General features: G+C 68.4%; 24 protein-coding genes and 1 pseudogene. 21 read left to right on the top strand and 4 right to left on the bottom strand.

What is annotated here, in order from left to right; translation table 11 throughout:
- Window positions 1-271: 271 nt before the first annotated feature.
- The 17 genes from FDZ84_RS05270 to FDZ84_RS05190 all read left to right on the top strand — a co-directional run bounded on the left by FDZ84_RS05270 (window position 272) and on the right by FDZ84_RS05190 (window position 15,891).
- Window positions 272-2,020 carry a DEAD/DEAH box helicase gene (locus FDZ84_RS05270; RefSeq protein ID WP_168584961.1) on the top strand — a complete coding sequence of 583 codons (1,749 nt, stop codon included), beginning with the start codon at window positions 272-274 and terminating at the stop codon, window positions 2,018-2,020.
- 177 nt (window positions 2,021-2,197) lie between these two features.
- Window positions 2,198-3,742, top strand: coding sequence for a signal recognition particle protein (gene ffh, locus FDZ84_RS05265; protein WP_168584960.1), 1,545 nt, complete (start codon window positions 2,198-2,200; stop codon window positions 3,740-3,742).
- Entirely contained in the window at window positions 3,739-4,815 is a 1,077-nt protein-coding gene (locus FDZ84_RS05260) for an amidohydrolase family protein (RefSeq protein ID WP_168584959.1), read from the top strand. The genes ffh and FDZ84_RS05260 overlap by 4 nt, the downstream gene beginning before the upstream one ends.
- Window positions 4,816-5,002: 187 nt before the next feature.
- Window positions 5,003-5,857, top strand: a complete 855-nt coding sequence (locus tag FDZ84_RS05255; protein ID WP_246868814.1) for a CPBP family intramembrane glutamic endopeptidase — start codon at window positions 5,003-5,005, stop codon at window positions 5,855-5,857.
- 109 nt (window positions 5,858-5,966) lie between these two features.
- Window positions 5,967-6,722: a CPBP family intramembrane glutamic endopeptidase gene (locus FDZ84_RS05250; RefSeq protein ID WP_168584958.1), complete on the top strand. Its 756-nt coding sequence runs from the start codon at window positions 5,967-5,969 to the stop codon at window positions 6,720-6,722.
- A gap of 190 nt (window positions 6,723-6,912) precedes the next feature.
- On the top strand, window positions 6,913-7,365 hold the full coding sequence (gene rpsP / locus FDZ84_RS05245; protein ID WP_168584957.1) for a 30S ribosomal protein S16: 453 nt from the start codon (window positions 6,913-6,915) through the stop codon (window positions 7,363-7,365).
- Window positions 7,362-7,601, top strand: a complete 240-nt coding sequence (locus FDZ84_RS05240; protein ID WP_168584956.1) for an RNA-binding protein — start codon at window positions 7,362-7,364, stop codon at window positions 7,599-7,601. Before rpsP ends, FDZ84_RS05240 begins: the two co-directional genes overlap by 4 nt.
- Window positions 7,602-7,609: 8 nt before the next feature.
- Entirely contained in the window at window positions 7,610-8,149 is a 540-nt protein-coding gene (gene rimM / locus FDZ84_RS05235; protein ID WP_210435437.1) for a ribosome maturation factor RimM, read from the top strand.
- Window positions 8,150-8,474: 325 nt separating this feature from the next.
- On the top strand, window positions 8,475-9,281 hold the full coding sequence (gene trmD / locus FDZ84_RS05230) for a tRNA (guanosine(37)-N1)-methyltransferase TrmD (RefSeq protein ID WP_168584955.1): 807 nt from the start codon (window positions 8,475-8,477) through the stop codon (window positions 9,279-9,281).
- Between the two features lie 193 nt (window positions 9,282-9,474).
- Window positions 9,475-9,834, top strand: a complete 360-nt coding sequence (gene rplS / locus FDZ84_RS05225; RefSeq protein WP_168584954.1) for a 50S ribosomal protein L19 — start codon at window positions 9,475-9,477, stop codon at window positions 9,832-9,834.
- Window positions 9,835-10,115: 281 nt separating this feature from the next.
- Window positions 10,116-11,030 (top strand): signal peptidase I, encoded by a 915-nt coding sequence (gene lepB, locus FDZ84_RS05220; protein WP_210435436.1) that lies wholly within the window; start codon window positions 10,116-10,118, stop codon window positions 11,028-11,030.
- A 7-nt stretch (window positions 11,031-11,037) separates the two neighbouring features.
- The gene (locus FDZ84_RS05215) at window positions 11,038-11,790 is read left to right on the top strand and encodes a ribonuclease HII (protein WP_210435435.1); all 753 of its coding nucleotides are present in this window, start codon (window positions 11,038-11,040) and stop codon (window positions 11,788-11,790) included.
- Between the two features lie 33 nt (window positions 11,791-11,823).
- Window positions 11,824-12,147: a DUF2469 domain-containing protein gene (locus FDZ84_RS05210; protein WP_010305976.1), complete on the top strand. Its 324-nt coding sequence runs from the start codon at window positions 11,824-11,826 to the stop codon at window positions 12,145-12,147.
- A 358-nt stretch (window positions 12,148-12,505) separates the two neighbouring features.
- A complete protein-coding gene (locus FDZ84_RS05205; RefSeq protein WP_168584953.1) occupies window positions 12,506-12,907 on the top strand; it encodes a YraN family protein in 402 nt (133 codons plus the stop codon).
- Window positions 12,908-14,425, top strand: a complete 1,518-nt coding sequence (locus tag FDZ84_RS05200; RefSeq protein ID WP_168584952.1) for a YifB family Mg chelatase-like AAA ATPase — start codon at window positions 12,908-12,910, stop codon at window positions 14,423-14,425.
- Window positions 14,425-15,582, top strand: a complete 1,158-nt coding sequence (gene dprA, locus FDZ84_RS05195) for a DNA-processing protein DprA (RefSeq protein WP_168584951.1) — start codon at window positions 14,425-14,427, stop codon at window positions 15,580-15,582. The genes FDZ84_RS05200 and dprA overlap by 1 nt, the downstream gene beginning before the upstream one ends.
- A gap of 12 nt (window positions 15,583-15,594) precedes the next feature.
- Window positions 15,595-15,891 carry a hypothetical protein gene (locus tag FDZ84_RS05190; RefSeq protein WP_168584950.1) on the top strand — a complete coding sequence of 99 codons (297 nt, stop codon included), beginning with the start codon at window positions 15,595-15,597 and terminating at the stop codon, window positions 15,889-15,891.
- Window positions 15,892-16,163: 272 nt separating this feature from the next.
- Here the strand turns inward: FDZ84_RS05190 and FDZ84_RS05185 are convergent, their stop codons facing one another.
- The 4 genes from FDZ84_RS05185 to FDZ84_RS05170 form a co-directional block, all read right to left on the bottom strand.
- Window positions 16,164-16,625, bottom strand: coding sequence for an Imm1 family immunity protein (locus tag FDZ84_RS05185; RefSeq protein ID WP_168584949.1), 462 nt, complete (start codon window positions 16,623-16,625; stop codon window positions 16,164-16,166).
- Window positions 16,622-17,362, bottom strand: a complete 741-nt coding sequence (locus FDZ84_RS05180; RefSeq protein ID WP_210435434.1) for a DddA-like double-stranded DNA deaminase toxin — start codon at window positions 17,360-17,362, stop codon at window positions 16,622-16,624. The genes FDZ84_RS05185 and FDZ84_RS05180 overlap by 4 nt, the downstream gene beginning before the upstream one ends.
- 279 nt (window positions 17,363-17,641) lie before the next feature.
- A complete protein-coding gene (locus FDZ84_RS05175) occupies window positions 17,642-18,019 on the bottom strand; it encodes a hypothetical protein (RefSeq protein ID WP_246868813.1) in 378 nt (125 codons plus the stop codon).
- Window positions 18,020-18,196: 177 nt separating this feature from the next.
- The gene (locus tag FDZ84_RS05170) at window positions 18,197-18,433 is read right to left on the bottom strand and encodes a zinc finger protein (RefSeq protein ID WP_210435433.1); all 237 of its coding nucleotides are present in this window, start codon (window positions 18,431-18,433) and stop codon (window positions 18,197-18,199) included.
- A 188-nt stretch (window positions 18,434-18,621) separates the two neighbouring features.
- Between FDZ84_RS05170 and FDZ84_RS05165 the strand changes: the two genes are divergently transcribed.
- The 4 genes and pseudogenes from FDZ84_RS05165 to FDZ84_RS05150 all read left to right on the top strand — a co-directional run bounded on the left by FDZ84_RS05165 (window position 18,622) and on the right by FDZ84_RS05150 (window position 20,495).
- The gene (locus tag FDZ84_RS05165; protein WP_210435432.1) at window positions 18,622-19,488 is read left to right on the top strand and encodes a helix-turn-helix transcriptional regulator; all 867 of its coding nucleotides are present in this window, start codon (window positions 18,622-18,624) and stop codon (window positions 19,486-19,488) included.
- Window positions 19,489-19,500: 12 nt separating this feature from the next.
- Window positions 19,501-19,701, top strand: a complete 201-nt coding sequence (locus FDZ84_RS05160; RefSeq protein ID WP_168584947.1) for a DUF397 domain-containing protein — start codon at window positions 19,501-19,503, stop codon at window positions 19,699-19,701.
- Between the two features lie 60 nt (window positions 19,702-19,761).
- Window positions 19,762-20,004, top strand: a pseudogene (locus tag FDZ84_RS05155) (ATP-binding protein); the annotation flags it as partial.
- A 38-nt stretch (window positions 20,005-20,042) separates the two neighbouring features.
- On the top strand, window positions 20,043-20,495 hold the full coding sequence (locus FDZ84_RS05150) for a hypothetical protein (RefSeq protein ID WP_246868812.1): 453 nt from the start codon (window positions 20,043-20,045) through the stop codon (window positions 20,493-20,495).
- Window positions 20,496-21,636 lie beyond the last annotated feature (1,141 nt).

The raw sequence follows: 21,636 nt of genomic DNA, 5'->3' as shown, positions 1-21,636 counted from the left end.
GTGCCCAGATCCCGATCGCTAGGCTGGGTGTCTGGCGCTGCGGCAGGAGGTCGTCGCGCCAGGCTGAGAACGATCGAGCTGCGGGTGACTGGCAACAGGGTGTGCGTCCAGCTGAGCGCGCGGTTCGAAATGCGCAAGCGACGCCCCGCGGCGATCTGAGCTTCCGAGCCGACGCCTAGCCGATCCCCCGGACCTCCCGGGCGGGCAGTGCAGGGCCGTTTCCGCAATCCATCAGCCCTTGCCAAGTCCACCGAGGAGACCCGCGTTCAGCATGCCGAACTTCGACGAACTTGATCTCGACCCGCGCGTCTGCCAGACGCTGACCGAGATCGGCTACGAGAACCCGTCGCCGATCCAGGAGAAGACCATCCCGCTGCTGCTGGAGGGCCGCGACGTGCTCGGCCTGGCCCAGACCGGCACCGGCAAGACCGCCGCGTTCGCGCTGCCCATCCTGTCCCGCCTGGACCTGGACGCCACCGGCCCGCAGGCCCTGGTGCTCGCGCCCACCCGCGAGCTGGCCATCCAGGTCGCCGAGGCGTTCCAGCGCTACGCCGCGCACATCCCAGGCTTTCACGTGCTGCCGATCTACGGCGGCACCAGCTACGGCCCGCAGCTCGCTGGCCTGCGCCGCGGCGCGCACGTCGTCGTCGGCACCCCCGGTCGGCTGATCGACCACCTGGAGAAGGGCTCGCTCGACCTGACCGGGCTCAAGAACCTGGTGCTCGACGAGGCCGACGAGATGCTGCGGATGGGCTTCATCGAGGACGTGGAGAAGATCCTGCAGTCCGTGCCGGCCAGCCGGCAGGTGGCGCTGTTCTCCGCGACCATGCCCGGCGCGATCCGCAAGATCAGCCAGAACTACCTCAACGAGCCGGTCGAGATCTCGGTCAAGACCAAGACCAGCACCGCGACCAACATCAACCAGCGGCACGTGCCGGTGCGCGCGGCGAACAAGCTGGACGCGCTGACCCGGATCCTCGAAGTCGAGACCTTCGACGCGATGATCGTGTTCGTCCGCACCAAGCAGCTCACCGAGGAGCTCGCCGAGAAGCTGCAGGCCCGCGGCTTCAGCGCGGCCGCGATCAACGGCGACATCGCGCAAGCGCAGCGGGAGCGCACGATCGGCCACCTCCGGGACGGCAAGATCGACATCTTGGTGGCCACCGACGTCGCCGCCCGCGGCCTCGACGTCGAGCGCATCTCCCACGTACTCAACTACGACATCCCGCACGACACCGAGTCGTACGTGCACCGCGTCGGCCGCACCGGCCGGGCCGGACGCAGCGGGGAGGCGATCCTGTTCGTCTCGCCGCGGGAGCGCCACCTGCTGCGGTCCATCGAGCGGGCCACCCGCCAAAACATCCAGCAGATGGAGCTGCCCAGCATCGATGCGGTCAACGACCGGCGGCTGGCGAAGTTCGCCCAGAGCATCACCGACACCCTGGCCAGCGGCGGACTGGAGGTGTTCCAGGACCTGGTGTCAGAGTATGAGCGGACCCACGACGTGCCGGCCACGGAGATCGCCGCGGCGCTGGCCGCCATGGCGCAGGGCGACCGGCCGCTGCTGCTGGACCCGGAGCCCGCCGAGCCGCCGGCCCGCCGCGACGGCTCGTCCTTCGAGCCGACCAAGTCGGAGACCGAGACCTACCGGGTCGAGGTAGGCCGCCGCAACCGCGTCACCCCGCGGGCCCTGGTCGGGGCGCTGGCCAACGAGGGCGGCGTGCCCAGCAAGTACATCGGGCACATCGACATCCGCAACGAGCACACCCTGATCGAACTGCCCGCCGACCTGCCGGAAGAGCTGCTCAGCAAGCTGCGCACCACCCAGGTTGCCGGGCGTGGCCTGCGGATCAGCCGCGCCGACGGCGAGTTCATCAACCGCCGCCCGCGCCGCCCCGGCCGAGACCGGGACCGGGATCGGGATCGGGATCGGGACAAGCCGCGGCCGCACCGCAAGGGCCAGCGCTCGCCGCAGTCCCGCTCGACGGGCAAGCGCGATTTGAGGCACAGCGGCGCGTAAGCGCCACTCGGGAGCGGCGGAGGTGGCGATTTCGCGCGAAATCGCCACCCCGGCTGAGGCGGGCGCGGCGATTTCGCGCGAAATCGCCGCGCCCCGCCCACACCGGGCCACTGGCCCGGCCGGTTACCCTCGCATAGGTACCCAGGCACATCCATCGACTCTGGAGCCCGTGAACCCGTGTTCGACACTCTCTCCGACCGGCTCACCTCGGTCCTGACGAACTTGCGCGGCAAGGGGCGGCTGTCCGACGCGGACATCGACGCCACCGCGCGGGAGATCCGCATCGCCCTCCTCGAAGCCGACGTGGCGCTTCCCGTGGTGCGCGGTTTTATCAAGGGTGTCAAGGATCGCGCCAAGGGTGCCGACGTCTCGCAAGCGCTGAACCCGGCCCAGCAGGTCATCAAGATCGTCAACGAGGAACTGGTCACCATCCTCGGCGGCGAGACCCGTCGGCTGGAGTTCGCCAAGACGCCGCCGACCGTGATCATGCTGGCCGGTCTGCAGGGTTCCGGTAAGACCACGCTGGCCGGCAAGCTCGCCAAGTGGCTCGCCGGGCAGGGCCACACCCCGCTGCTCGTGGCCTGCGACCTGCAGCGCCCGAACGCGGTGAACCAGCTGCAGGTGGTCGGGGAGCGCGCCGGGGTACCGGTGTTCGCGCCGGAACCCGGCAACGGCGTCGGCGACCCCGTCGAGGTGTCCCGCCGCAGCATCGACGAGGCCCGCCGGGCGCAGCACGACATCGTCATCGTCGACACCGCCGGTCGGCTGGGCATCGACGAAGAGATGATGAAGCAGGCCGCCGACATCCGGGACGCGATCACCCCGGACGAGATCCTGTTCGTGCTGGACGCGATGATCGGTCAGGACGCGGTGAACACCGCCGAGGCCTTCCGCGACGGCGTCGGGTTCTCCGGCGTGGTGCTGACCAAACTCGACGGCGACGCCCGCGGTGGTGCCGCGCTGTCGGTCCGCGAGGTCACCGGGCAGCCGATCATGTTCGCCTCCAGCGGCGAGCAGTTGGCGGACTTCGACGTCTTCCACCCGGACCGGATGGCCAACCGGATCCTGGGCATGGGCGACCTGCTCACCCTCATCGAGCAGGCCGAGCAAGCATTCGACCAGGAGCAGGCCGAGCAGGCCGCGCAGAAGCTGGGCACCGGCCAGCTCACCCTGGAGGACTTCCTGGAGCAGATGCAGGCGATCCGCCGGATGGGCCCGCTGCAGAACCTGCTGGGCATGCTGCCGGGCGCGGGCCAGATGAAGGAGCAGCTGGCCAACTTCGACGAGAAGAGTCTGGACCGCATCCAGGCGATCATCCGCGGCATGACGCCCGCCGAGCGGGCCGACCCGAAGATCATCAACGCCTCCCGCCGGCAGCGCATCGCGCGTGGCTCCGGAGTGGCCATCAGCGAGATCAACGACCTGGTCAACCGCTTCTTCGAGGCCCGCAAGATGATGCAGCAAATGGCGGGCGGCTTCGGCTTCGGCGGCGGTGGCGGGAGCAAGAACCGCAAGGCCAAGAAGGGGAAGAAGGGCAAGAAGGGGCGCGGTCCGACGCAGCCCAAGGGCATGCGCGGCCTGCCCGGTGGCTTCCCCGGCCTGCCTCCGGGCGGCCTGGGCATGCCCGGCGCGGGCCCGGACCTGTCCAAGCTGGAAGGCGGCATGAACGACCTGCCGCCGGGCTTCGACCCGTCAAAGCTGAACTTCGGCAAGAAGAATTGACCGTCCTGCACCTGCGCGCCGTCGTGCTGCCCGACGGCGCGCACCGGGACCTTTGGGTGCAGGACGGGCTGATCAGCCTGGATCCGGTGCCCGGCGCCGAGACGGTGTTCGACGGCGGTTTCGTGCTGCCCGGCCTAGTCGACGCGCACTGCCACGTCGGCATAAGCACCCACGGCCCGGTGGAGCTCGACGAGGCCGCGGCGCAGGCGGAAGCGGACCGGGACACCGGGACGCTGCTGATCCGCGACTGCGGCGCGCCGATCGACACCCGGCCGCTGCAGGAACGCGAGGACCTGCCCAGGATCGTCCGCGCCGGCAGGCACCTGGCACGGCCCAAGCGCTACATCCCGTACCTGGCCGACCAGCTGGAGCACGAGGAGCAGCTGCCCGCCGCGGTCGCCGAGCAGGTCGCCTACGGCGACGGCTGGATCAAGCTCGTCGGCGACTGGATCGACCGGTCGGTGGGCGACCTCGCGCCGCTGTGGAGCGACGAGGTGCTGGCCGAGGCGATCTCGACGGCTCACCGGCTGGGTGCCCGGGTCACCGCGCACGTCTTCGGCGAGGCGGCGCTGCCCGGCCTGATCGAAGCCGGCATCGACTGCGTCGAGCACGGCACCGGGCTCACCGACGAGTCGGTCGAGCTGATGGCCCGGCACGGCACGGCGCTGGTGCCGACGCTGGTCAACGTCGAGAACTTCCCGTCCTTCGCGGCGGCCGCGACCAAGTACCCGACCTACGCGGCGCACATGACCGACCTCTACGAGCGGGCCGATCGAACGGTCGCGAAGGCGATCGAGGCGGGCATCCCGGTGTACGCGGGCACCGATGCCGGCGGCGGCATCGCGCACGGCATGCTGGCCGACGAGGTGCTCGCGCTGCACCGGGTCGGGATGTCCACCGAGCAGGCGCTGGGTGCGGCGTCGTGGGCCGCCCGCGAGTGGCTGGGCTGGTCCGGGCTGGAGCACGGCGCCCCGGCCGACCTGGTCTGCTACGACGAGGACCCGCGCAAGGACCTGACGGCCCTGCGCCACCCGAAGCGGATCGTCCTGCGCGGCAACATCGTCGGCACATGACCCCCTCGCCCAACGGGCGATTCTCAGTGAACGGCACCTTTGGCCGGCGTGGCCGGGCGAGGGTCCCCGTCATCCTTCACGCCAGCGGTTGCTTCCGGGTTCGATCTCCGATTCACCAGGTCATCGTGGAGTGCGCGGCGCAGCGCGTTCGTCGAGCACCTAGGGTGAAATCGTCGAGGGAGCCAATGTGGACGAGCTGCCCGAGCGGGAAGAGCGGGAGTTCCCGAAGCCGCCTAAGGAACCGACCCAGCCGCCGTCGACGCCGGCCGCGCGGCCGATGCCCCCGGCTGAGGACACCACCGACGCGGACCTGCACCCGCGGTTCTGGGAGGCGCAGCTGGAGGCTGCCCGCCGCGGCTCCCTGGCTTGGGGTTTCGCGGCGTTCTTCATTGGCTACGGCGGCTACTACCTGGTCGTGCTGATCCTCCACGCGATCCGGCCGTCGCGCGCCAACGGGTTCGACCCGACAGCGCCGCCCAACACCGGGCCGCTGCTGCTGCTGGCCTTCGCCCCGAACATCCTGCTCGGCCTGGTGCCCGCGGCGTTTTCCTGGTGGCGCGGCAACGGGCTGCGCTCGGACTTCGGCATCCTGCCGAAACGGCGCGATTTCAAGGTGGGGCTGGCCTGCGGGGCCATCGCGCTGGTCGGTTCCTGGGTGCTGGCAGTGGTGATAATCGCCATCTCCGGGCCGCCCCCGGAGACCGATCTGACCCGGCTGATGCAGGGCGAGCGGACCGTTTGGCTGTTCCTGTTCGCGCTGTTCGCCTTCCTCGGCGCCCCGCTGACCGAGGAGCTGCTCATGCGCGGTGCGCTCTGGGGCGCCCTGGAGCACTACCGCATCCCGAGATACGCGATCCTGGTGCTGACCTCGTTGATCTTCGCGCTTATTCACCAGGAAGTGTGGCGCACGCCGGTGCTGTTCGTTGGCGGCCTGGCAATCGGGGCCGCGCGGATGATCACCGGCCGGGTGGTGGCGAGCATGATCGCGCACGCCACGAACAACTTCCTGCCCGCCTTGCTGCTGTTCGCCGTCGCCGGCTGAAATTCGCTGCCGTCGGCGGTACCGGCGGGTATAGCCTGGCGACTCCGTCGGCGTCCGAACGCCGACATGATCAGGCAAGCGGCCGCCGATCGGCACCACGGAGGCTCCCGTGAACACACCGAAGCAGCCCGAGCCCGCTGCGAACGCATCGCTGCCGCCCACCCCGCCGGAGCCGGAGTCGGCTCGGACCCACCGGTGGGGGCTCGGAGCGTTCTTCTTCGCGCAGGCGATCTTCGTGCTGGTCTCGGTGACGCTCGCCGCCGCGCTGGGCAGCCCCGACAGCGTGACGCTGGTCGTGATGCTGGTGCTGCCGACGGTGCTGGCCGGGGCGGTGGCCGTGGTGATCACCGTGGTGCGCGGCAACGGCCCGCGCCTCGACTTCGGCCTCGAATGGCACTGGTCGGACGTCACCACCGGCCTGGCCATCGGGAGCGTCGGCCTGGTCACGACGACCATCGCCTCGATGCTGTGGATGAAGTGGATGGGCCCGGGCGAAGGGCAGTCCACGGTGAGCAGCCTGGTCGACGGGGTGCAGCTGCCACCGGCGCTGGCGGTGGTGATCTTCCTGCACATCTGGCTGGTGGCGCCGCTGTGCGAGGAGCTGCTCTACCGCGGGCTGCTCTGGGGCGCGATGGAACGGCTGCGTTGGAGCCAGCTGAACGTGTTCGTGCTCAGCACCGCGGTCTTCGCGATCGGCCACCTGGAGCCGGAGCGCACCGTGCTGCTGCTGGTGATCGCCATCCCGATCGGCGTGGCCCGGCTGGTCACCGGGCGGCTGACGGCGAGCGTGGTCGCGCACCAGGTGAACAACTTCCTGCCCGCGCTCGGCTTGCTGCTGATCTCCCTCGGCCTGCTCCCGGCCTAGCGGTGCCTGCTGGCCCCGGGTCCGTGGCAACGGCGGCCGCGGTATCTGGCACAATGGGATGCTGTTCGCCGCGAGGGGTCCCTCTCACCGCTTGTGGCCCATTGACGTACGAGCATTCCACTCCGCTGCCCCACGCGGCTTGGGCATGCTCACCGGAGCACGAACGAGAGTCTGAGGAGCACCAGCACCCGTGGCTGTGAAGATCAAGCTCGCGCGGATCGGCAAGATCCGCGAGCCGCACTACCGCATCGTCGTCGCCGACGCCCGGACCCGCCGCAACGGCCGGGCCATCGAGACGATCGGGCAGTACCACCCGAAGCAGAACCCCAGCGGCATCATCGTCAACTCGGAGCGGGTGCAGTACTGGCTAGGTGTCGGCGCGCAGCCGACCGAACCGGTGCAGAACATCCTGGAGATCACCGGCGACTGGCAGAAGTTCAAGGGCCTGCCGGGTGCCGAGGGTCGGCTGAAGGTCGCCGAGCCGAAGCCGAGCAAGCAGGCGCTGTTCGAGGCCGCACTGGCCGCCGCCGGCGAGGAGCCCACCACCGAGGCCACCACCCCGAAGAAGAAGGGTGCGAAGAAGGCCGAGGACAAGGCTGAGGACAAGGCCGAAGAGCAGAAGTCCGAGGAAGGTCAGGCGTGACGGTCCTCGCGGACGCGCTTGAACACCTGGTGCGCGGCATCGTCGACAACCCCGACGATGTCCACGTCCAGCTGCTCACGACCCGGCGCGGTCGCACCCTCGAGGTGCACGTGAACCCGGACGACCTGGGCAAGGTCATCGGTCGCGGTGGGCGCACCGCGACGGCGCTCCGGACCGTGATGTCCGGCATCGGCGGGCGCGGCATCCGGGTCGACGTGGTCGACACCGACCGCTGAGCACGACCATGAACGAGCCCGAGCTGGAAATCCTGGCCGTCGGCCGCGTCGTGCGACCGCACGGCATCCGGGGAGAACTCGTCGTCGAGGTGCTCACCGACAGTCCGAAGCTGCGGTTCGCTCCCGGCTCGGTGCTCGGGGTCCAGCGGCGCGGGGTGGTCCGCGCGCAGAACCTCACGGTGACAGCCGCCCGGCAGCACGCCGGGCGGCTGCTCGTGCGCGCGGAGGGTGTCGAGGGCCGGGATGCCGCCGAGGACCTGCGCGGTGTGCTGCTCACGGTCCGCTCCGACGTCCTCGAACCGACCGGTGATCCGGACGAGTTCCACGACCGCGAGCTGACCGGCCTGCGGGTCGAACTGGTCTCCGGCGACGAGGTGGGCGCGGTGAGCGAAGTGCTGCACACGCCCGCTGGCGAGCTGCTGGCCGTGCGCACCACCGACGGCCGGGAGGTCCTGGTGCCGTTCGTGGCCGAGATCGTGCCCGAGGTCGATCTCGCCACCGGTCGCCTCGTCGTAGACCCGCCGGAAGGCCTGCTCGACGCGGAGTGACGCCGCACCAGCAACAGCAAGGCAAAACCGCCCTCGCCGTCCGGTGGGGGTGTTTCAGGGCCCGCCTTTGAACGCGATCTGGTCTCGTCTCTTGAAGCGGCGCAGCCGCTTGGCCCGCCTACGCGACTCGCACCGCCGCAGGTTCGCAACAGTATCCTGCGGGGACACCCCGCACCCCGAGCTATCTCGCGAGGAAAGCCCAGCGCCGCGTATTTGGACATACGTAAGCCGGGGGACCCCGGAGTCGAGAAGGCGACGGTAACTCCCGCAGGGGGCCGCTGCCGGCACCGCTAGGCAAGACGAGTTCGGAGACAAGTACCGCCCCATGCGCATCGACGTCATCACGATCTTCCCCGACTACCTGGCCCCGCTGCGGGAAGCGCTGCTGGGCAAGGCCATCGAACGCGAGCGGATCGCGGTCGGCGTGCACGACCTGCGGGACTGGACGCACGACGTGCACCGGGCCGTGGACGACAGCCCCTACGGCGGCGGCCCCGGCATGGTGATGAAGCCGGACGTCTGGGGCAAAGCGCTGGACGGTGTTTGTGGCGCTGCTGCGGCATCCGCTGACTCCCCCGCGCCGCGGCTGGTGGTGCCGACCCCGGCCGGGCGGCCGTTCGACCAGCGCACCGCCATCCGCTGGTCCGCCGAGCCCTGGCTGGTGTTCGCCTGCGGTCGCTACGAGGGCATCGACCAGCGGGTGATCGACGACGCCGCCACCCGGATGCCGGTGGAGGAGGTCTCCATCGGCGACTACGTGCTGGTCGGCGGCGAGGTCGCCGCGCTGGTCATGATCGAGGCGGTGGCCCGGCTGCTGCCAGGCGTGCTGGGCAACCCCCTGTCGGCCGAGCAGGACTCGTTCTCCGACGGCCTGCTGGAAGGCCCCTGCTACACCCGCCCCGAGGTGTGGCGCGGGCACGCCGTGCCGGACGTGCTGCGTTCCGGTAACCACGCCGCGATTGCCCGCTGGCGGCGCGATCAGGCGCTGGCCCGGACCTACCGGCGGCGCCCGGATCTGCTGGCCGCGCTGCCGGCGGGGACCCTGGACGCGGCCGACCGCGAGCAACTCGATAAGCTGCGGGAGTCGGAGCATTCCGACGAGTCCCGGAATGCCGGAGACGCGCCGCGCTGACCCCCGCGTCGGTGGGGCCGGTTCAGACGCCGAAATGCGGATCTGGCACACTGGAACGGTTGATGCAGCCGAACGTCAGGTTCGGCGGGCTCACAAGCAAGTTCACCCCGTGTCAGGCGGTGCCCACCAGTAGGTCGGGTCATCGACATGCGAGAACACGGGTGCCTTCGACACGGATGAGGACGGACCACCGATGAACACCCTGGACGCGCTGGACGCCCAGTCGTTGCGTTCCGACATTCCGGCCTTCCGGCCTGGCGACACGCTGAAGGTCCACGTCCGCGTCATCGAGGGTTCGCGCGAGCGGATCCAGGTCTTCCAGGGCGTGGTCATCCGCCGGCACGGCGGTGGCGTCCGGGAGACCTTCACCGTGCGCAAGATTTCCTTCGGTGTCGGTGTGGAGCGGACGTTCCCGGTGCACACCCCGAACATCGCGCAGATCGAGGTCGTGGCGCGCGGTGACGTTCGGCGGGCGAAGCTGTACTACCTGCGCGAGCTGCGCGGCAAGAAGGCCAAGATCAAGGAGAAGCGCGAGACCGCGCCGGCTTCCTGATCGGCGTTCCACTCGGAACCACCGAACGGCCCAGGTGCAAGCACCTGGGCCGTTTCGCGTGCCGTGGATAGGCGTTTTGCCCGGTGGCGGTCGTGCACCGGTGGCGGTCGGGTGTTCCACCTTCGAGTGGTCACCGGCTGGTCCGCGTGGTGTCGTCCCGTTCCCTCGAATCGGATGTACCGGAAAAGCGCACGTCAAAGCCGTGCCGCTGGGCGTTCGAATCAGGTGCCCGAGGCGGGGGAGCACGTCGGCGGCCGCCGCGGTTCCAGTAGCCTGGCCCGGTGGCCGACGTCATGCGCAGCGGATCAGCGGAAGACCCCAACGGTGCGGAGCACCCCGGCGGTGCCCCGGACGAGCCGGGGGATGGTTCCCGCAGCCGCAAGCCCAAGGGCAAGAAGAAGGGCTCGTTCTGGCGCGAGCTGCCGATCCTGATCGTCACGGCACTCGTCCTGACGGTGCTCATCCAGGCGTTCCTGGCCAGGGTGTACGTGATCCCGTCGCAGTCGATGGAGCAGACCCTGCACGGGTGCACCGGCTGCAACAACGACCGGGTGCTGGTGGACAAGGTCACCTACCGGTTCAGCGATCCGGAACCTGGCGACGTGGTGGTGTTCCGCGGCCCGCAGCCCTGGGTGCAGAACGAGTTTGAGGCGGATGTGCCGTCCAATCCCGTCGCCGGCTTCTTCCAGGGCGCGGCGTCGCTGCTGGGCTTCGGCGCTCCGGATGAGAAGGACTTCGTCAAGCGGGTGATCGCCGTCGGCGGCCAGACCGTGGAGTGCTGCGACGCGCAGAACCGGATGCTGGTCGACGGCAAGCCGCTCAACGAGCCGTACCTGTACTGGGAGCCCGGACGCGGCGTCGGTCAGGACGAGTTCAAGCCGGTGACGGTGCCGCCGGGGCATCTGTGGGTGATGGGCGACAACCGCAACGACTCGGCGGACTCGCGGGTGCAGGGCGGTGGCGGTATCAACGGTGCCGTGCCGGTCGAGAATGTGATCGGCAAGGCCCAGCTGATCGTGCTGCCGCCGACCCGCTGGCAGAGCATCCCGGAACCGAACCCGCAGACCACCGCGCTGGGCGCACCGTCCTGGCAGACCGGGGTGCCGATGGGCGTCGGGTTCGCCGCGGCGTTCCCGACGCTGTGGCTGGGTCGTAGGCTCGTCGGTGTGGTGAACAAGAGACGATCGTCGGAGTGACGTCGACGTGACGGTGGCGGCGTTCCGGCCGCCGAGGTCGGTGATCCGGCGCAGCAGTGGTAACTGGGCTCTCCAGAGCGCGTTGGACCGCAGGGGCCTCGGGCCGGTGGCAGGAGTGGACGAGGCCGGGCGTGGCGCGTGCGCGGGTCCGCTCGTGGTGGCCGGGTGCGCGCTCCGCCCTGGGGACGCGCGGCGGTTCGACGGGCTGACGGACTCGAAGGTGCTCTCGGAGGCCGACCGGGAGCGCCTGTACGACCGCGTGACCGAGCGGGCGCTGAGCTGGTCCACCATTGTGATCCCGGCCGAGGACGTCGATGCGCTCGGCATCCACGTGGCGAACCTGGAGGGCATGCGGCGTGCGGTCGCTCAGTTGACCCCCCATCCGGGTTACGTGCTGACCGATGGCTTCCGCGTGCCGGGACTGGCGACGCCCAGCGTGGCCGTGGTGAAGGGCGATCTGGTCGCGGCCTGCGTGGCCGCGGCGTCGGTGCTGGCGAAGGTGACCCGGGACCGGTTGATGACTGCGCAGCTCCACGTCGAGTTCCCCGACTACGGGTTCGACGAGCACAAGGGGTACAGCACGCCCGTGCACTCGGCCCGGCTGACGCGGCTCGGCCCCTGCGCCGAGCACCGGTGGTCCTACGCGAACGTGGTGGCCGCGGCGCAGCGGCACGGGATGCGCTCGCCGCGCACCGTGACCAGCAAGCCCGGGTTGTTCGATGCTTCGGAGGGGGATGTGGTGGACAATGAGGCGTTGTAGTCCGAACGGCAATGCAGAAGGGCTCGTACAGCGATGAGCGCCGAGGATCTCGAGAAGTACGAGACCGAGATGGAGCTGCAGCTCTACAAGGAGTACCGCGACATCGTCGGGCAATTCACCTACGTCGTGGAGACGGAACGGCGCTTCTACCTGGCCAACGTCGTGGACGTCCAGGTGCGTAACTCCGACTCGGAGGTCTACTTCGAGGTGGCGATGTCGGACGCGTGGGTGTGGGACATGTACCGGCCGGCGCGGTTCGTGAAGAACGTGCGGGTGATCACGTTCAAGGACGTCAATGTCGAAGAGCTGGACAAACCGGACCTCCGGCTGCCGGAGAGCGGCCCGTTCGGTTCCTGATCCCGATCTCGCACAGCCCGGGTGGTCGAATCCGACCGCCCGGGCTTCTTCTTTCTGCAAGCCTTTGTGCAAATGCTGCGTGACCCCAATTCCCGTATCGGCGGATTCTGCAAATTTCGCAGTATGCGAAGCGATTTTTGCTTAAACGACAACTGTTCTCACTCCTCCGGGTAAGGAGAGTTGTCCACAGCAGACGGATTTATCCACAGATTTCGAAAATAACTGGAGATCGGTTCCGAATGCGGGCACCTTGGATACATCGACGTGCCCGAACCCCTTGGCGTACTTGGTGAAACTCGCTCATGTGCGCTTCCGGATACCGGCACGGAAACCCCGAACACGAATCGAGGAGGAAGCCGTGGACCGGAAGAAGGTCGTGGGTCAGCTGTCCGATGACGACACCAGGGGCCGCAGACATGCGTTGGGCGCCGAGGGCGAGCGGCTGGCGGCCGCGCTCCTGGAACGCCGCGGCCTGACCGTGCTGGACCGGAATTGGCAATGCCCGCAAGGAGAACTCGACATCGTCGCCACCGACGGCGACACCGTGGTGTGCTGCGAGGTCAAGGCGCGCTCCGGCACGGACTACGGCGGACCGAGCTACGCGATCGCGCCGGAGAAGATCAACCGGATCCGCAGCGTGGCGCAGTCCTGGCTGGCCGCGCGTGGCCTGGTGGGTTGCCGGGTGCGTTTCGACGTCGTCGCGGTGCTGTGGCCGCCGGGAAAGCGGCCGCGCATCAAGCACTTGGAAGGGGTGTTCTAGATGGCACTGCGACGGACCTGGGCGGTCGCGCTGTTCGGAGTGGACGGCGTGCTCGTCGAGGTAGAAGCCGACGTGCGCAAGGGTGGGTTGCCATCTGTGCAGCTCCTCGGCCTGCCCGACACGGCTCTGCAGGAGTCGAAGAACCGGGTGCGCGCGGCGATCCAGAACTGCAAGGAGGACTGGCCGGCGAGCTGCGTGACGTTGGCGCTGTCACCGGCCGCGCTGCCCAAGACCGGTACGTCGTACGACCTGGCGCTGGCCTGCGCGGTGCTGGCTGGGGCGGAACTGGTCCCGCCGCACCGGCTGGCGGGCACGGTGCTGTTCGGCGAGTTGGCCCTGGACGGGCGCATCCGGCCGGTCCGCGGCCTGCTGCCCGCGCTCCTGGCCGCTCGCCGGGCGGGCATGCGCCGCGCGGTGGTACCCGCCGAGGAACTGGCCGAGGCGCACCTGGTGGAAGACATCGAGGTGCTCGGCGCCGGACATCTGCGGGACGTCGTCGCCTGGCTGCGCGAACTCGGCGAGCTCGATCGCCGGCCGCCGCCGGTCGACCAGCCGCCGACCGAGGACGTGCCGGATCTCTCCGACGTGCTGGGGCAACCCGAGGCGAGGTGGGCCCTGGAGGTCGCCGCGGCGGGCGGCCACCACCTGTTGATGGTCGGGCCGCCGGGCACCGGCAAGACGATGTTGGCCAAGCGGCTGTGCGGGCTGTTGCCGAGCCTGACCGCGTCCGAGGCGCTGGAGGTCACGGCGATCCGCTCGGTGGCCGGCGACCTGCCGGGGGCGGCTGCGCTGATCCGGACTCCGCCGTTCGTAGCGCCGCATCCCACGCTGTCGATCCCGGCCCTGATCGGCGGCGGCACCGGGCTGGCGAGGCCGGGCGCGGTCAGCAGCGCTCATCGAGGGGTGTTGCTTCTGGATGAGGCTTGCGAGCTCGGGCCGAAACGATTGGAGGCCTTGCGAACGGCGTTGGAGGAAGGCGAGGTCCGGCTGGCCCGGCGCGACGGCACGCTGCGCTACCCGGCGCGGTTCCAGCTGGTCCTGGCGACGAATCCGTGTCCGTGCGCGCCGGCTCGCGACCTGGACTGTCAGTGCGCGCCGCAGGTCCGGCGGCGCTACCTCGGCAAGTTGTCCGGGCCGCTGCTGGATCGGGTCGACCTGCGGGTTCGGATGCGCCCGATCACCGCGATGACCGTGCGCGGCGGCGCCGAGCCGGAGGGCACCGCGGCGGTGCGCAAGCGGGTGGAGGACGCGCGGGCGGCGGCGCGGGAGCGGTGGTCTGCGCACGGGTGGCAGACCAACACCGAGGTCCCGGGGCCGGTGTTGCGGCGGGAGTTCACGTTGCCGGTCGAGGTGACGGGACTGCTGGACCGGGGGCTGGAGGTCGGCGCGATCACGGCGCGGGGCGCCGACCGGTGCTTGCGGGTGGCGTGGACGCTGGCGGATCTCGATGGGCGTGATCGACCGGATGCGGAGCACGTGGCGGCGGCCTTGGAGTTCCGGGACAGGAGGGCGGCGTGATGACGAGGTGGACCGCGATGGCGGAGAGGGCGAAGCGGGAGTTGCTGGCCGCCAGGGCTTTCCTGGCTGCCGTTGCCGAGCCGCCGGCCCCGGCGCTGGCGGGGTTCGTCGCGGAGCGCGGCCCGTGCCGGGCGGTCGGCTTGATCCGGCGGGAGAAGGCGCCGCCGGATGTCGTGGCGGAGGTCGAGGCGCGGCGATGGCACGTCTCGGGCGAACAGCTTTTGGTGGCCGCCGAGTCCGCGGGTGTTCGGCTGGTCGTGCCGGAGGACCCTGAATGGCCGCGTGAGGCGTTCGATGGTTTGTCCGGGGCGAGATCGGTTGACCTGCCGGGGATGGCCGAGCCGATCGCGTTGTGGGTCCGTGGCAAGGCGGTGCTGTCCGAAGTGGCGGAGCAGGCGGTGGCCGTGGTGGGTGCCAGAGCCGCATCCGGCTACGGCGAGCATGTGGCGGCGGAGTTCGGTCACGGGTTGGCGACCGCGGGGTTCACTGTGGTCTCCGGGGCTGCGTATGGCATCGACGGAGCCGCGCATCGAGGTGCGCTCGCGGCGGGAGGGTTGACGGTTGCGTTCCTCGCCTGCGGCGTCGATGTCGATTACCCGGCGGGGCACGGTAGGTTGCTGCGCGCCATCGCCGGTCAAGGTGTCGTCGTGAGCGAGTATCCGCTGGGTACTCCGCCTCGGAAGCATCGTTTTCTGGTCCGGAACAGGCTGATCGCGTCGGTGGGCCAGGCCACTGTCGTGGTCGAGGCCAGTGCCCGTAGTGGCGCGGCCAACACCGCGAACACTGCTGATGCGTTGGGACGGCCGGTGTTGGCTGTGCCTGGGCCTGTGACGTCGAAGAATTCGGTGGGTTGCCACGGGATGGTCCGGTCCGGTCAGGCTGTGCTGGTTACCTGTACCCAGGAGGTCCTGGAGGCGCTGAGCCCGCTCGGCGCGTTGTCGGCGGTCGAAATCCCTGCGCAGTACCGCCGTACCGATGGGCTGCATCCGGATGCGCGGCGCTTGCATGATGCTCTGACCGGTGTGGATTGCGCCAGCGCGGACGAGTTGGCGCGGGATTCGGGGCTGCCGTTGGGCAAGGTCCGGGCGCTGCTGCCGGAGTTGGAACTGGGCGGGTTCGTTGCCAGGTCGGAAGGGGGGTGGTCGGCGACGGAGTGATTACGTGATCACGTGCTGACAGCTGAATTTCTGCTGTGGTGCGAACGGCGCGCGTTGCGCGTAGCCGGATCCGAGGTCAAGCTCAGCATCGCAGACGCAGCCCTCAACGGCGACGCCTACGGGTTCCAGGCCCGTGCCCTGCTCGCCACGCAGGCCGAGACGATCCGCACGCTGGCCACCGCAATCACCGGAAGCGAATTCGACGCTGACGAGCTGATCGCGCGCATCAGCGAAACCGTACGCACCATCATTGCAGACGCCATTGTGCAGGTGGACGTGAACGTGGCGCGGAGGGACGCCAAGGTCTGACCAGTTCCGTTCGTGGCTGCGGACGGTGGTGCCCGGCGGCGTCTACGCCTCGCTGCGCTGGGCCGAACCACGGTTGCCCGCGCCGGTTGCGCGTGTGCTGCTGGGCTCGGCCACGCCGCCGACCTACATGGACTCGCGCTCAACCGTCAAGTAGCCTCGCCAATGCCCGGCCGCCACACCACCCCCTGGTCGCGGCCGGGAACCAAACACGATCGCCCCCGCATCCTTCCGGTTCACCGGTCGGGTGCGGGGGCGCGTTCGTCGTTTCCGGGTCAGGTCCATTTGCCCGGCTGCCACTGCACGCACGTCGGCCGCGCCCCGGTACGGCAGTACTCGGCGACTGCCTCGCGCACTTGGTCGAGCGGCAGCGCGGCGGATGCCGGGAAGTCGGCCCCGTCGGTGTCCAAGCACAGGACGGGTGCGCGCTCGCCGCTGTCAGGATTGAGCGAATCGACTACACGGCCGTCTGGTGTGCCGTGGTCCCAGTAGTTCATTGCGCCCCAACCGGTGGCGGGCGACGTCGAGACCCGTAGCCGACCGGTCGGGTATGCCGGACCGCCCGCCTCACGGAACGAAAGGCATGGGCGGTCCCACACATACACCGTGCAGACCAGCCCCGGAGGCTCCTCGACGATCATCCGCACAAGGCCGGCGACCTCGGCGGCGCTGCGCGCGTAGTAAAAGTCGGCGTTGAACACAACCGTGATCACGGTCGTGGTGTCCGTAGCTGTCATGGCCTCGCTGCACCCTTCAAAATGTGCGGCTGCGCCGCGCCCGGCTCCCACACTGCCAGTACCGACCCTTGCGGCAGAATCTCGGGCACTGCGTCACGGCACCCATCGCACATGAGCTTGTTGATGATCACGACGCCGTAAGTCTGCCCGGCCCGTCGCATCATCTGCGCATACTTCACCTCAACGTGCAACGTCACCGTCGGCGCTCCGCGATCGTCGGTCGGAAACGTCTCGGAATTGTGCAAGGTTAGCCGCGCTGGTTCGGACAGGGACAGGTCATATCCGCTGGTCATGCGGTGTTCGGTGCCGTCGTGGTCATAACCGAATCCGGTTGTCTGGTTTCCGTCCATCCACTTCGGCAACCGCTTACGCACCTGGTCGGCCCACGTCCGGTCACGGGCGGCGTCGGTCGGAATCCGGCCCACGGTCGAGGGGTGCGCCGCGCTGGGTGGGGTGGAGTCGACGGCTTGCTGGATTTCCAGACCTCGGCGGTAGGTGGTGATCAGCTCGATTACGCGGTGTGCCGCCTGGTAGGCGTGGATCAACTCGTCGCTTGTCGGCTCCACCGCCGCGAGGACTTCCAGTGCCGCCGGGTCGGTGGTGCCTTCCAGTGCGAACCCCAGGACTTCACCGGCTTCGTCGCAGGCGTCCTGTGCGGCGGTAAGAAGGCCGAGGGCGGCCGTGATCCGATCAACCACCTGCGCCAATGCCTGATCGAGATCACCGACCGCCGACACGCCGTCCCCCTCTTGAAGTTTGCCGCGCCGGATAGCGTGGCAGGTCCCCCGGCGCGGTGGGACCGGTTGCGGCGCACTGCCGCTCGTCGACGCCACCACGGCCGCCATGTCGGATCGGTCGGCCGTTCCGCGCCGGGGAACTGGAGTGGATGGTCAGACGACGCCGGGGGCTTCCGTCGCCTGACCATCCGTGTACCTGGCCGACGTGTAGGCGACGGCGCAGGCACGTGGTTGCGGTGGGAACACCGGTTTGGATCGGCTGCGGCATTCCCACCGGGTCTACAGGCTTTGCAACGCGGCGAGCAGCCGCCGCAGCATTCCGGGGTGCCGCGCCATCGCTTCCCGGTCGTCGACCGGCAAACCTGACTCGACCAGTGGCAGGTGCCGGGTTTCCTCGAGGGCGAGCGCATCGGCCAGATCGCCGCGCATTACGACCGGCTCGCGGAGCCGATGCCGGCCATGTCCGCGCACCTCGGCCTCCACCCGCGCGACCAGATAGGCAACCGTCAGCGCCCCCTCGCCGCTACCAGCGTGGCGCGCCGGGGCGTAGTAGAACGTCGCCCACAGCGCGAGCCCGCCAACGCCGAGCCGGGCATGGAGACGAGCGCGGCCGTCAGCGTTCGACCCGTTCCGAGTCGACCACCCGCGGCGGCACATAGGCCGCGCACCGGTCCCTTAGCATGTCGACCAGCTCGCACAACAACCGTTCGGTCTCCAGCAGATCCTCATCCGTCGCTCGTCCAAAGAGGACCGAATTGGATAGACTCTTTAGCAGGACGGCCGCGTTCGTTAACGAGTCGGCGAGTTTGACTGCCCGGTCGGCGTTCCTCGCGCTCATCGCGCACTTGCTACGGGCGGCATCGGCGTATTAGCGAGCGCGTGAGCCTTGTCGTTGCAGGTCGGGCACGTTTCCCAGAACCACGACAGCGTCGTGCTTTCCGCGGCCAGCTGGTAGCCGCACAGGGTGGCCACCACGAAGCCGGCCGGGTAGCCCTTGTGTGGTTTGGGGTCGGTGCTGGCGTGCCGCTTCCCGTCTGCAGGCACCCAGTGGAAGGGGTGCGGCATAGTCATCGCCTCTTCTCTGGCGGTTACTGCACCGGATGATTGATGAGTAGATAGCGTGTCCTGCGTCTCATGAACCGCACTGTAAACATAACTCGAAAGTTTCGAGTGATCGATACCGCAACTGGGTGAAGTCAGATCACCACCGCATGTGGTCTCATAGTTCGGCTCGATGACCACGGAGGAGGCATAGGAGTTTGGCGACCGACGATCCACAGGTCGTGCTGATCCAGCTCGGCATCATGCTGCGCAGGCTGCGAGAAGCAACCGGCTTGCCAGCCAGCGCGGCCGCGGCTCACCTCGGATGTTCACCGGCGAAGATCAGCAAGATGGAGAACGGCAAGCAGCGCATCCAGCCGGACGAAGTGAGTTCTCTGCTGGAGCTGTACGGCGCGGACGACTCCGCGACTGCCGAGGCGCTGCGCTTGGCTGCGGTTCCGAAGCCGCGTCGGCGCGGTACGTACCGTGATTCGGTACCGGATTGGTTTCGACGCTTCCTCGTGCTGGAGTCAGAGGCGACCGAGCTGCTGATCTACGAATACGAAGTCGTCACCGGCCTGCTCCAGACCAAGAACTACGCCCGCACTCTGCTGGAAGCGGGCAGCCCACTCGCGTCGCACCGCGAACTGGACCAACAGGTCGAAATGCGGATGAACCGCACGTCCATCCTGACCAAGGAGGGCGCGCTGGTCAGTGTCGTGTTGCACGAGGCTGCCCTTCACCGCGTCATCGGCGGTAACGACGTGATGCGCGAACAGCTTGACCACCTGCAGAAGCTCACCGAGCTGCCGAACCTGCAGCTGCACGTCCTGCCCTTCCGGCCAGCAGCCACACCGAACAAGGACGAGGCGTTCATTGCGAAGGCCGCATTCGTGCTGCTCAAGCTGGAGTCCACGGGAGCAGTGGTTTACGTCGAAGACGTAGCTGCGGCAAACTACCCAGAGGACGCGAACGTGATCCAGGCGTATGCAACCGCGTTCCAACGGCTGCGCACCGCGTCCCTACCTGTCGATGAGTCCGCCAAGCTCATAGGTAGGGTGGCCAAGCAATACAGCGAGAGATGAAAGGCTGCCGCCATGACCAGCGATGACCTGCGGCACCTCACCTGGCACACGTCGAGCTACAGCGGCAACAACGGGAACTGTGTCGAGGTCGCCGAACTACCGGACGGCACACGCTGCGTCCGGGACACCAAGGACCGCAGTGCCGGCTACTTCACCACTACCGCCGGCCGTTGGTCGGCATTCATCTCCGCGGTGAGGTCCGACCGGTTCTGAGAGTCACAACGAAGCGCCCCCGGCACTAGGGATGCCGGGGGCGCTTCTGTTCCTGGGCTACCGCCGGGTACCGGCAAGACGATGCTGGCCAAGCGGCTGTGCGGGCTGTTGCCGAACCTGACCGCGCCCGAGGCGCTGGAGGTCACCGCGATCCGCTCGGTGGCCGGCGACCTGCCAGGGACTGCGCTGATCCGGACCCCGCCGTTCGTGGCGCCGCACCCGACGCTGTCGATCCCGGCACTGATCGGCGGCGGCACCGGACTGGCGAAACCGGGCGCGGTGAACAGGGCGCATCGAGGGGTGAGGCGCGGCGATGGCACGTCTCGGGCGAACAGCTTTTGGTGGCCGCCGAGTCCGCGGGTGTTCGGCTGGTCGTGCCGGAGGACCCTGAATGGCCGCGTGAGGCGTTCGATGGTTTGTCCGGGGCGAGATCGGTTGACTTGCCGGGGATGGCCGAGCCGATCGCGTTGTGGGTCCGTGGCAAGGCGGTGCTGTCCGAAGTGGCGGTGGCGGCGGCTGTGCTGGTTACCTGTACCCAGGAGGTCCTGGAGGCGCTGAGCCCGCTCGGCGCGTTGCCGGCGGTCGAAATCCCTGCGCAGTACCGCCGTACCGATGGGCTGCATCCGGATGCGCGGCGCTTGCATGATGCTCTGACCGGTGTGGATTGCGCCGGCGCGGACGAGTTGGCGCGGGATTCGGGGCTGCCGTTGGGCAAGGTCCGGGCGCTGCTGCCGGAGTTGGAACTGGGCGGGTTCGTTGCCAGGTCGGAAGGGGGGTGGTCGGCGACGGAGTGATTACGTGATCACGTGGTGCCAGCTGAACTTCTGTGGCGCAAGCCGAATCGCGCACCATTTCACCTCGGGTCGCCCAGGCACGTGCCGAGCCGACACGATGCAGTGGATTGACGACCATGTCTTCGGTGGGTTCTTAGCAGGCTTCCGCCTGCTCATGCGTAATACCGGAAACTCCCGGAAAGATAATGTAGTGAAGCAAGAGCTGTTCGACCAGCACATCCGGCACAACTGCAGGGTCGAGTTCGTCTTAGACGACCGGAATCAGGTAGTCGAGATGTGGAGGTCTCTGGGCCTGACCTGCCTCCAGGTCGCTGAAGGAGATTTCTGAGATGACTTACCCCGTTCCGTACGGCCACGACCCGATGCCCGTAGAGCCTGTGGCGAATCCGCCGAAGCCGTGCAATCACCTGCTGCACTTCTTCCTTGGTTTCGTTACCTGTGGGATCTGGTGGCTGGTTTGGCCGATCCTGGCGATTATGGCGAACCAAGAAAGTCAGGCTTACCTTAAGTGGTATGCGGAAGCTAGGTGCCGATACCAAGTCAACCTGGTTGACTGGAAACGACGGAACGGGCTCGTGTAGACTGTCGGCGTTCTGGGACAGCACCAAGCATCACCGGTACATTCTAACTGTCAGAGAACACAAGAACCCGAAGAACCCCCTCCTGGCTTAGGCCGGGAGGGGGTCTTTTTTGTTTCTACGACTTCGTCTTTGGGCAAATGCAGAAGTTGTGGCCACACACCGGGCACCTAGGCGGTGTCTTGTGGCTGGGGGTGTTTGGCTGCATTAGGTCTCTCCTTATCGCGCGGGGCACTTAGGGTGCCCCATCGGTCCGTCTCGCTCGTACTCACAGATACACGTCTGACTCGGCCAAAGCGGTTCCCGCACTTCTGGAATTTGTTCAAGCCCGAAGCCGTCCGTGAGAACGCCCTTGCCCCCGCAGCGAACACATGTCCGATCCTCGAAGGTCTCGTCCCCGTCGTCGTCCCGGATCGATACCGCGATGACCTTGCGGCCGTTGCATATGTAGCACTTGCTCTCCGGGTACGTGATCACGGCCATGTGAACCTGCATACCTTGTTTGACGTTTTGGGGCAAGCGTCCGAAGGGGTGTAAACGATACTCCGCCACAGCCTCCAGGT

Origin of the sequence: Saccharopolyspora sp. ASAGF58, from assembly GCF_012277335.1 — a bacterium.
In the GTDB taxonomy this organism is placed as follows: Bacteria; Actinomycetota; Actinomycetes; order Mycobacteriales; family Pseudonocardiaceae; genus Saccharopolyspora; species Saccharopolyspora hattusasensis.
The sequence above is the reverse complement of the archived record's forward strand: the minus strand, read 5'-3'. Positions and strand labels throughout refer to the sequence as shown.

Excerpts from the sequence above, each read along its gene's own strand:
- FDZ84_RS05270 (WP_168584961.1), top strand. The coding sequence starts at position 272 with ATGCCGAACTTCGACGAACTTGATCTCGACCCGCGCGTCTGCCAGACG.
- rimM (WP_210435437.1), top strand. The coding sequence starts at position 7,610 with ATGAACGAGCCCGAGCTGGAAATCCTGGCCGTCGGCCGCGTCGTGCGA.
- trmD (WP_168584955.1), top strand. The coding sequence starts at position 8,475 with ATGCGCATCGACGTCATCACGATCTTCCCCGACTACCTGGCCCCGCTG.
- rplS (WP_168584954.1), top strand. The coding sequence starts at position 9,475 with ATGAACACCCTGGACGCGCTGGACGCCCAGTCGTTGCGTTCCGACATT.
- FDZ84_RS05210 (WP_010305976.1), top strand. The coding sequence starts at position 11,824 with ATGAGCGCCGAGGATCTCGAGAAGTACGAGACCGAGATGGAGCTGCAG.
- FDZ84_RS05200 (WP_168584952.1), top strand. The coding sequence starts at position 12,908 with ATGGCACTGCGACGGACCTGGGCGGTCGCGCTGTTCGGAGTGGACGGC.
- dprA (WP_168584951.1), top strand. The coding sequence starts at position 14,425 with ATGACGAGGTGGACCGCGATGGCGGAGAGGGCGAAGCGGGAGTTGCTG.
- FDZ84_RS05185 (WP_168584949.1), bottom strand. The coding sequence starts at position 16,625 with ATGACAGCTACGGACACCACGACCGTGATCACGGTTGTGTTCAACGCC.
- FDZ84_RS05175 (WP_246868813.1), bottom strand. The coding sequence starts at position 18,019 with ATGTGCCGCCGCGGGTGGTCGACTCGGAACGGGTCGAACGCTGACGGC.
- FDZ84_RS05170 (WP_210435433.1), bottom strand. The coding sequence starts at position 18,433 with ATGACTATGCCGCACCCCTTCCACTGGGTGCCTGCAGACGGGAAGCGG.
- FDZ84_RS05160 (WP_168584947.1), top strand. The coding sequence starts at position 19,501 with ATGACCAGCGATGACCTGCGGCACCTCACCTGGCACACGTCGAGCTAC.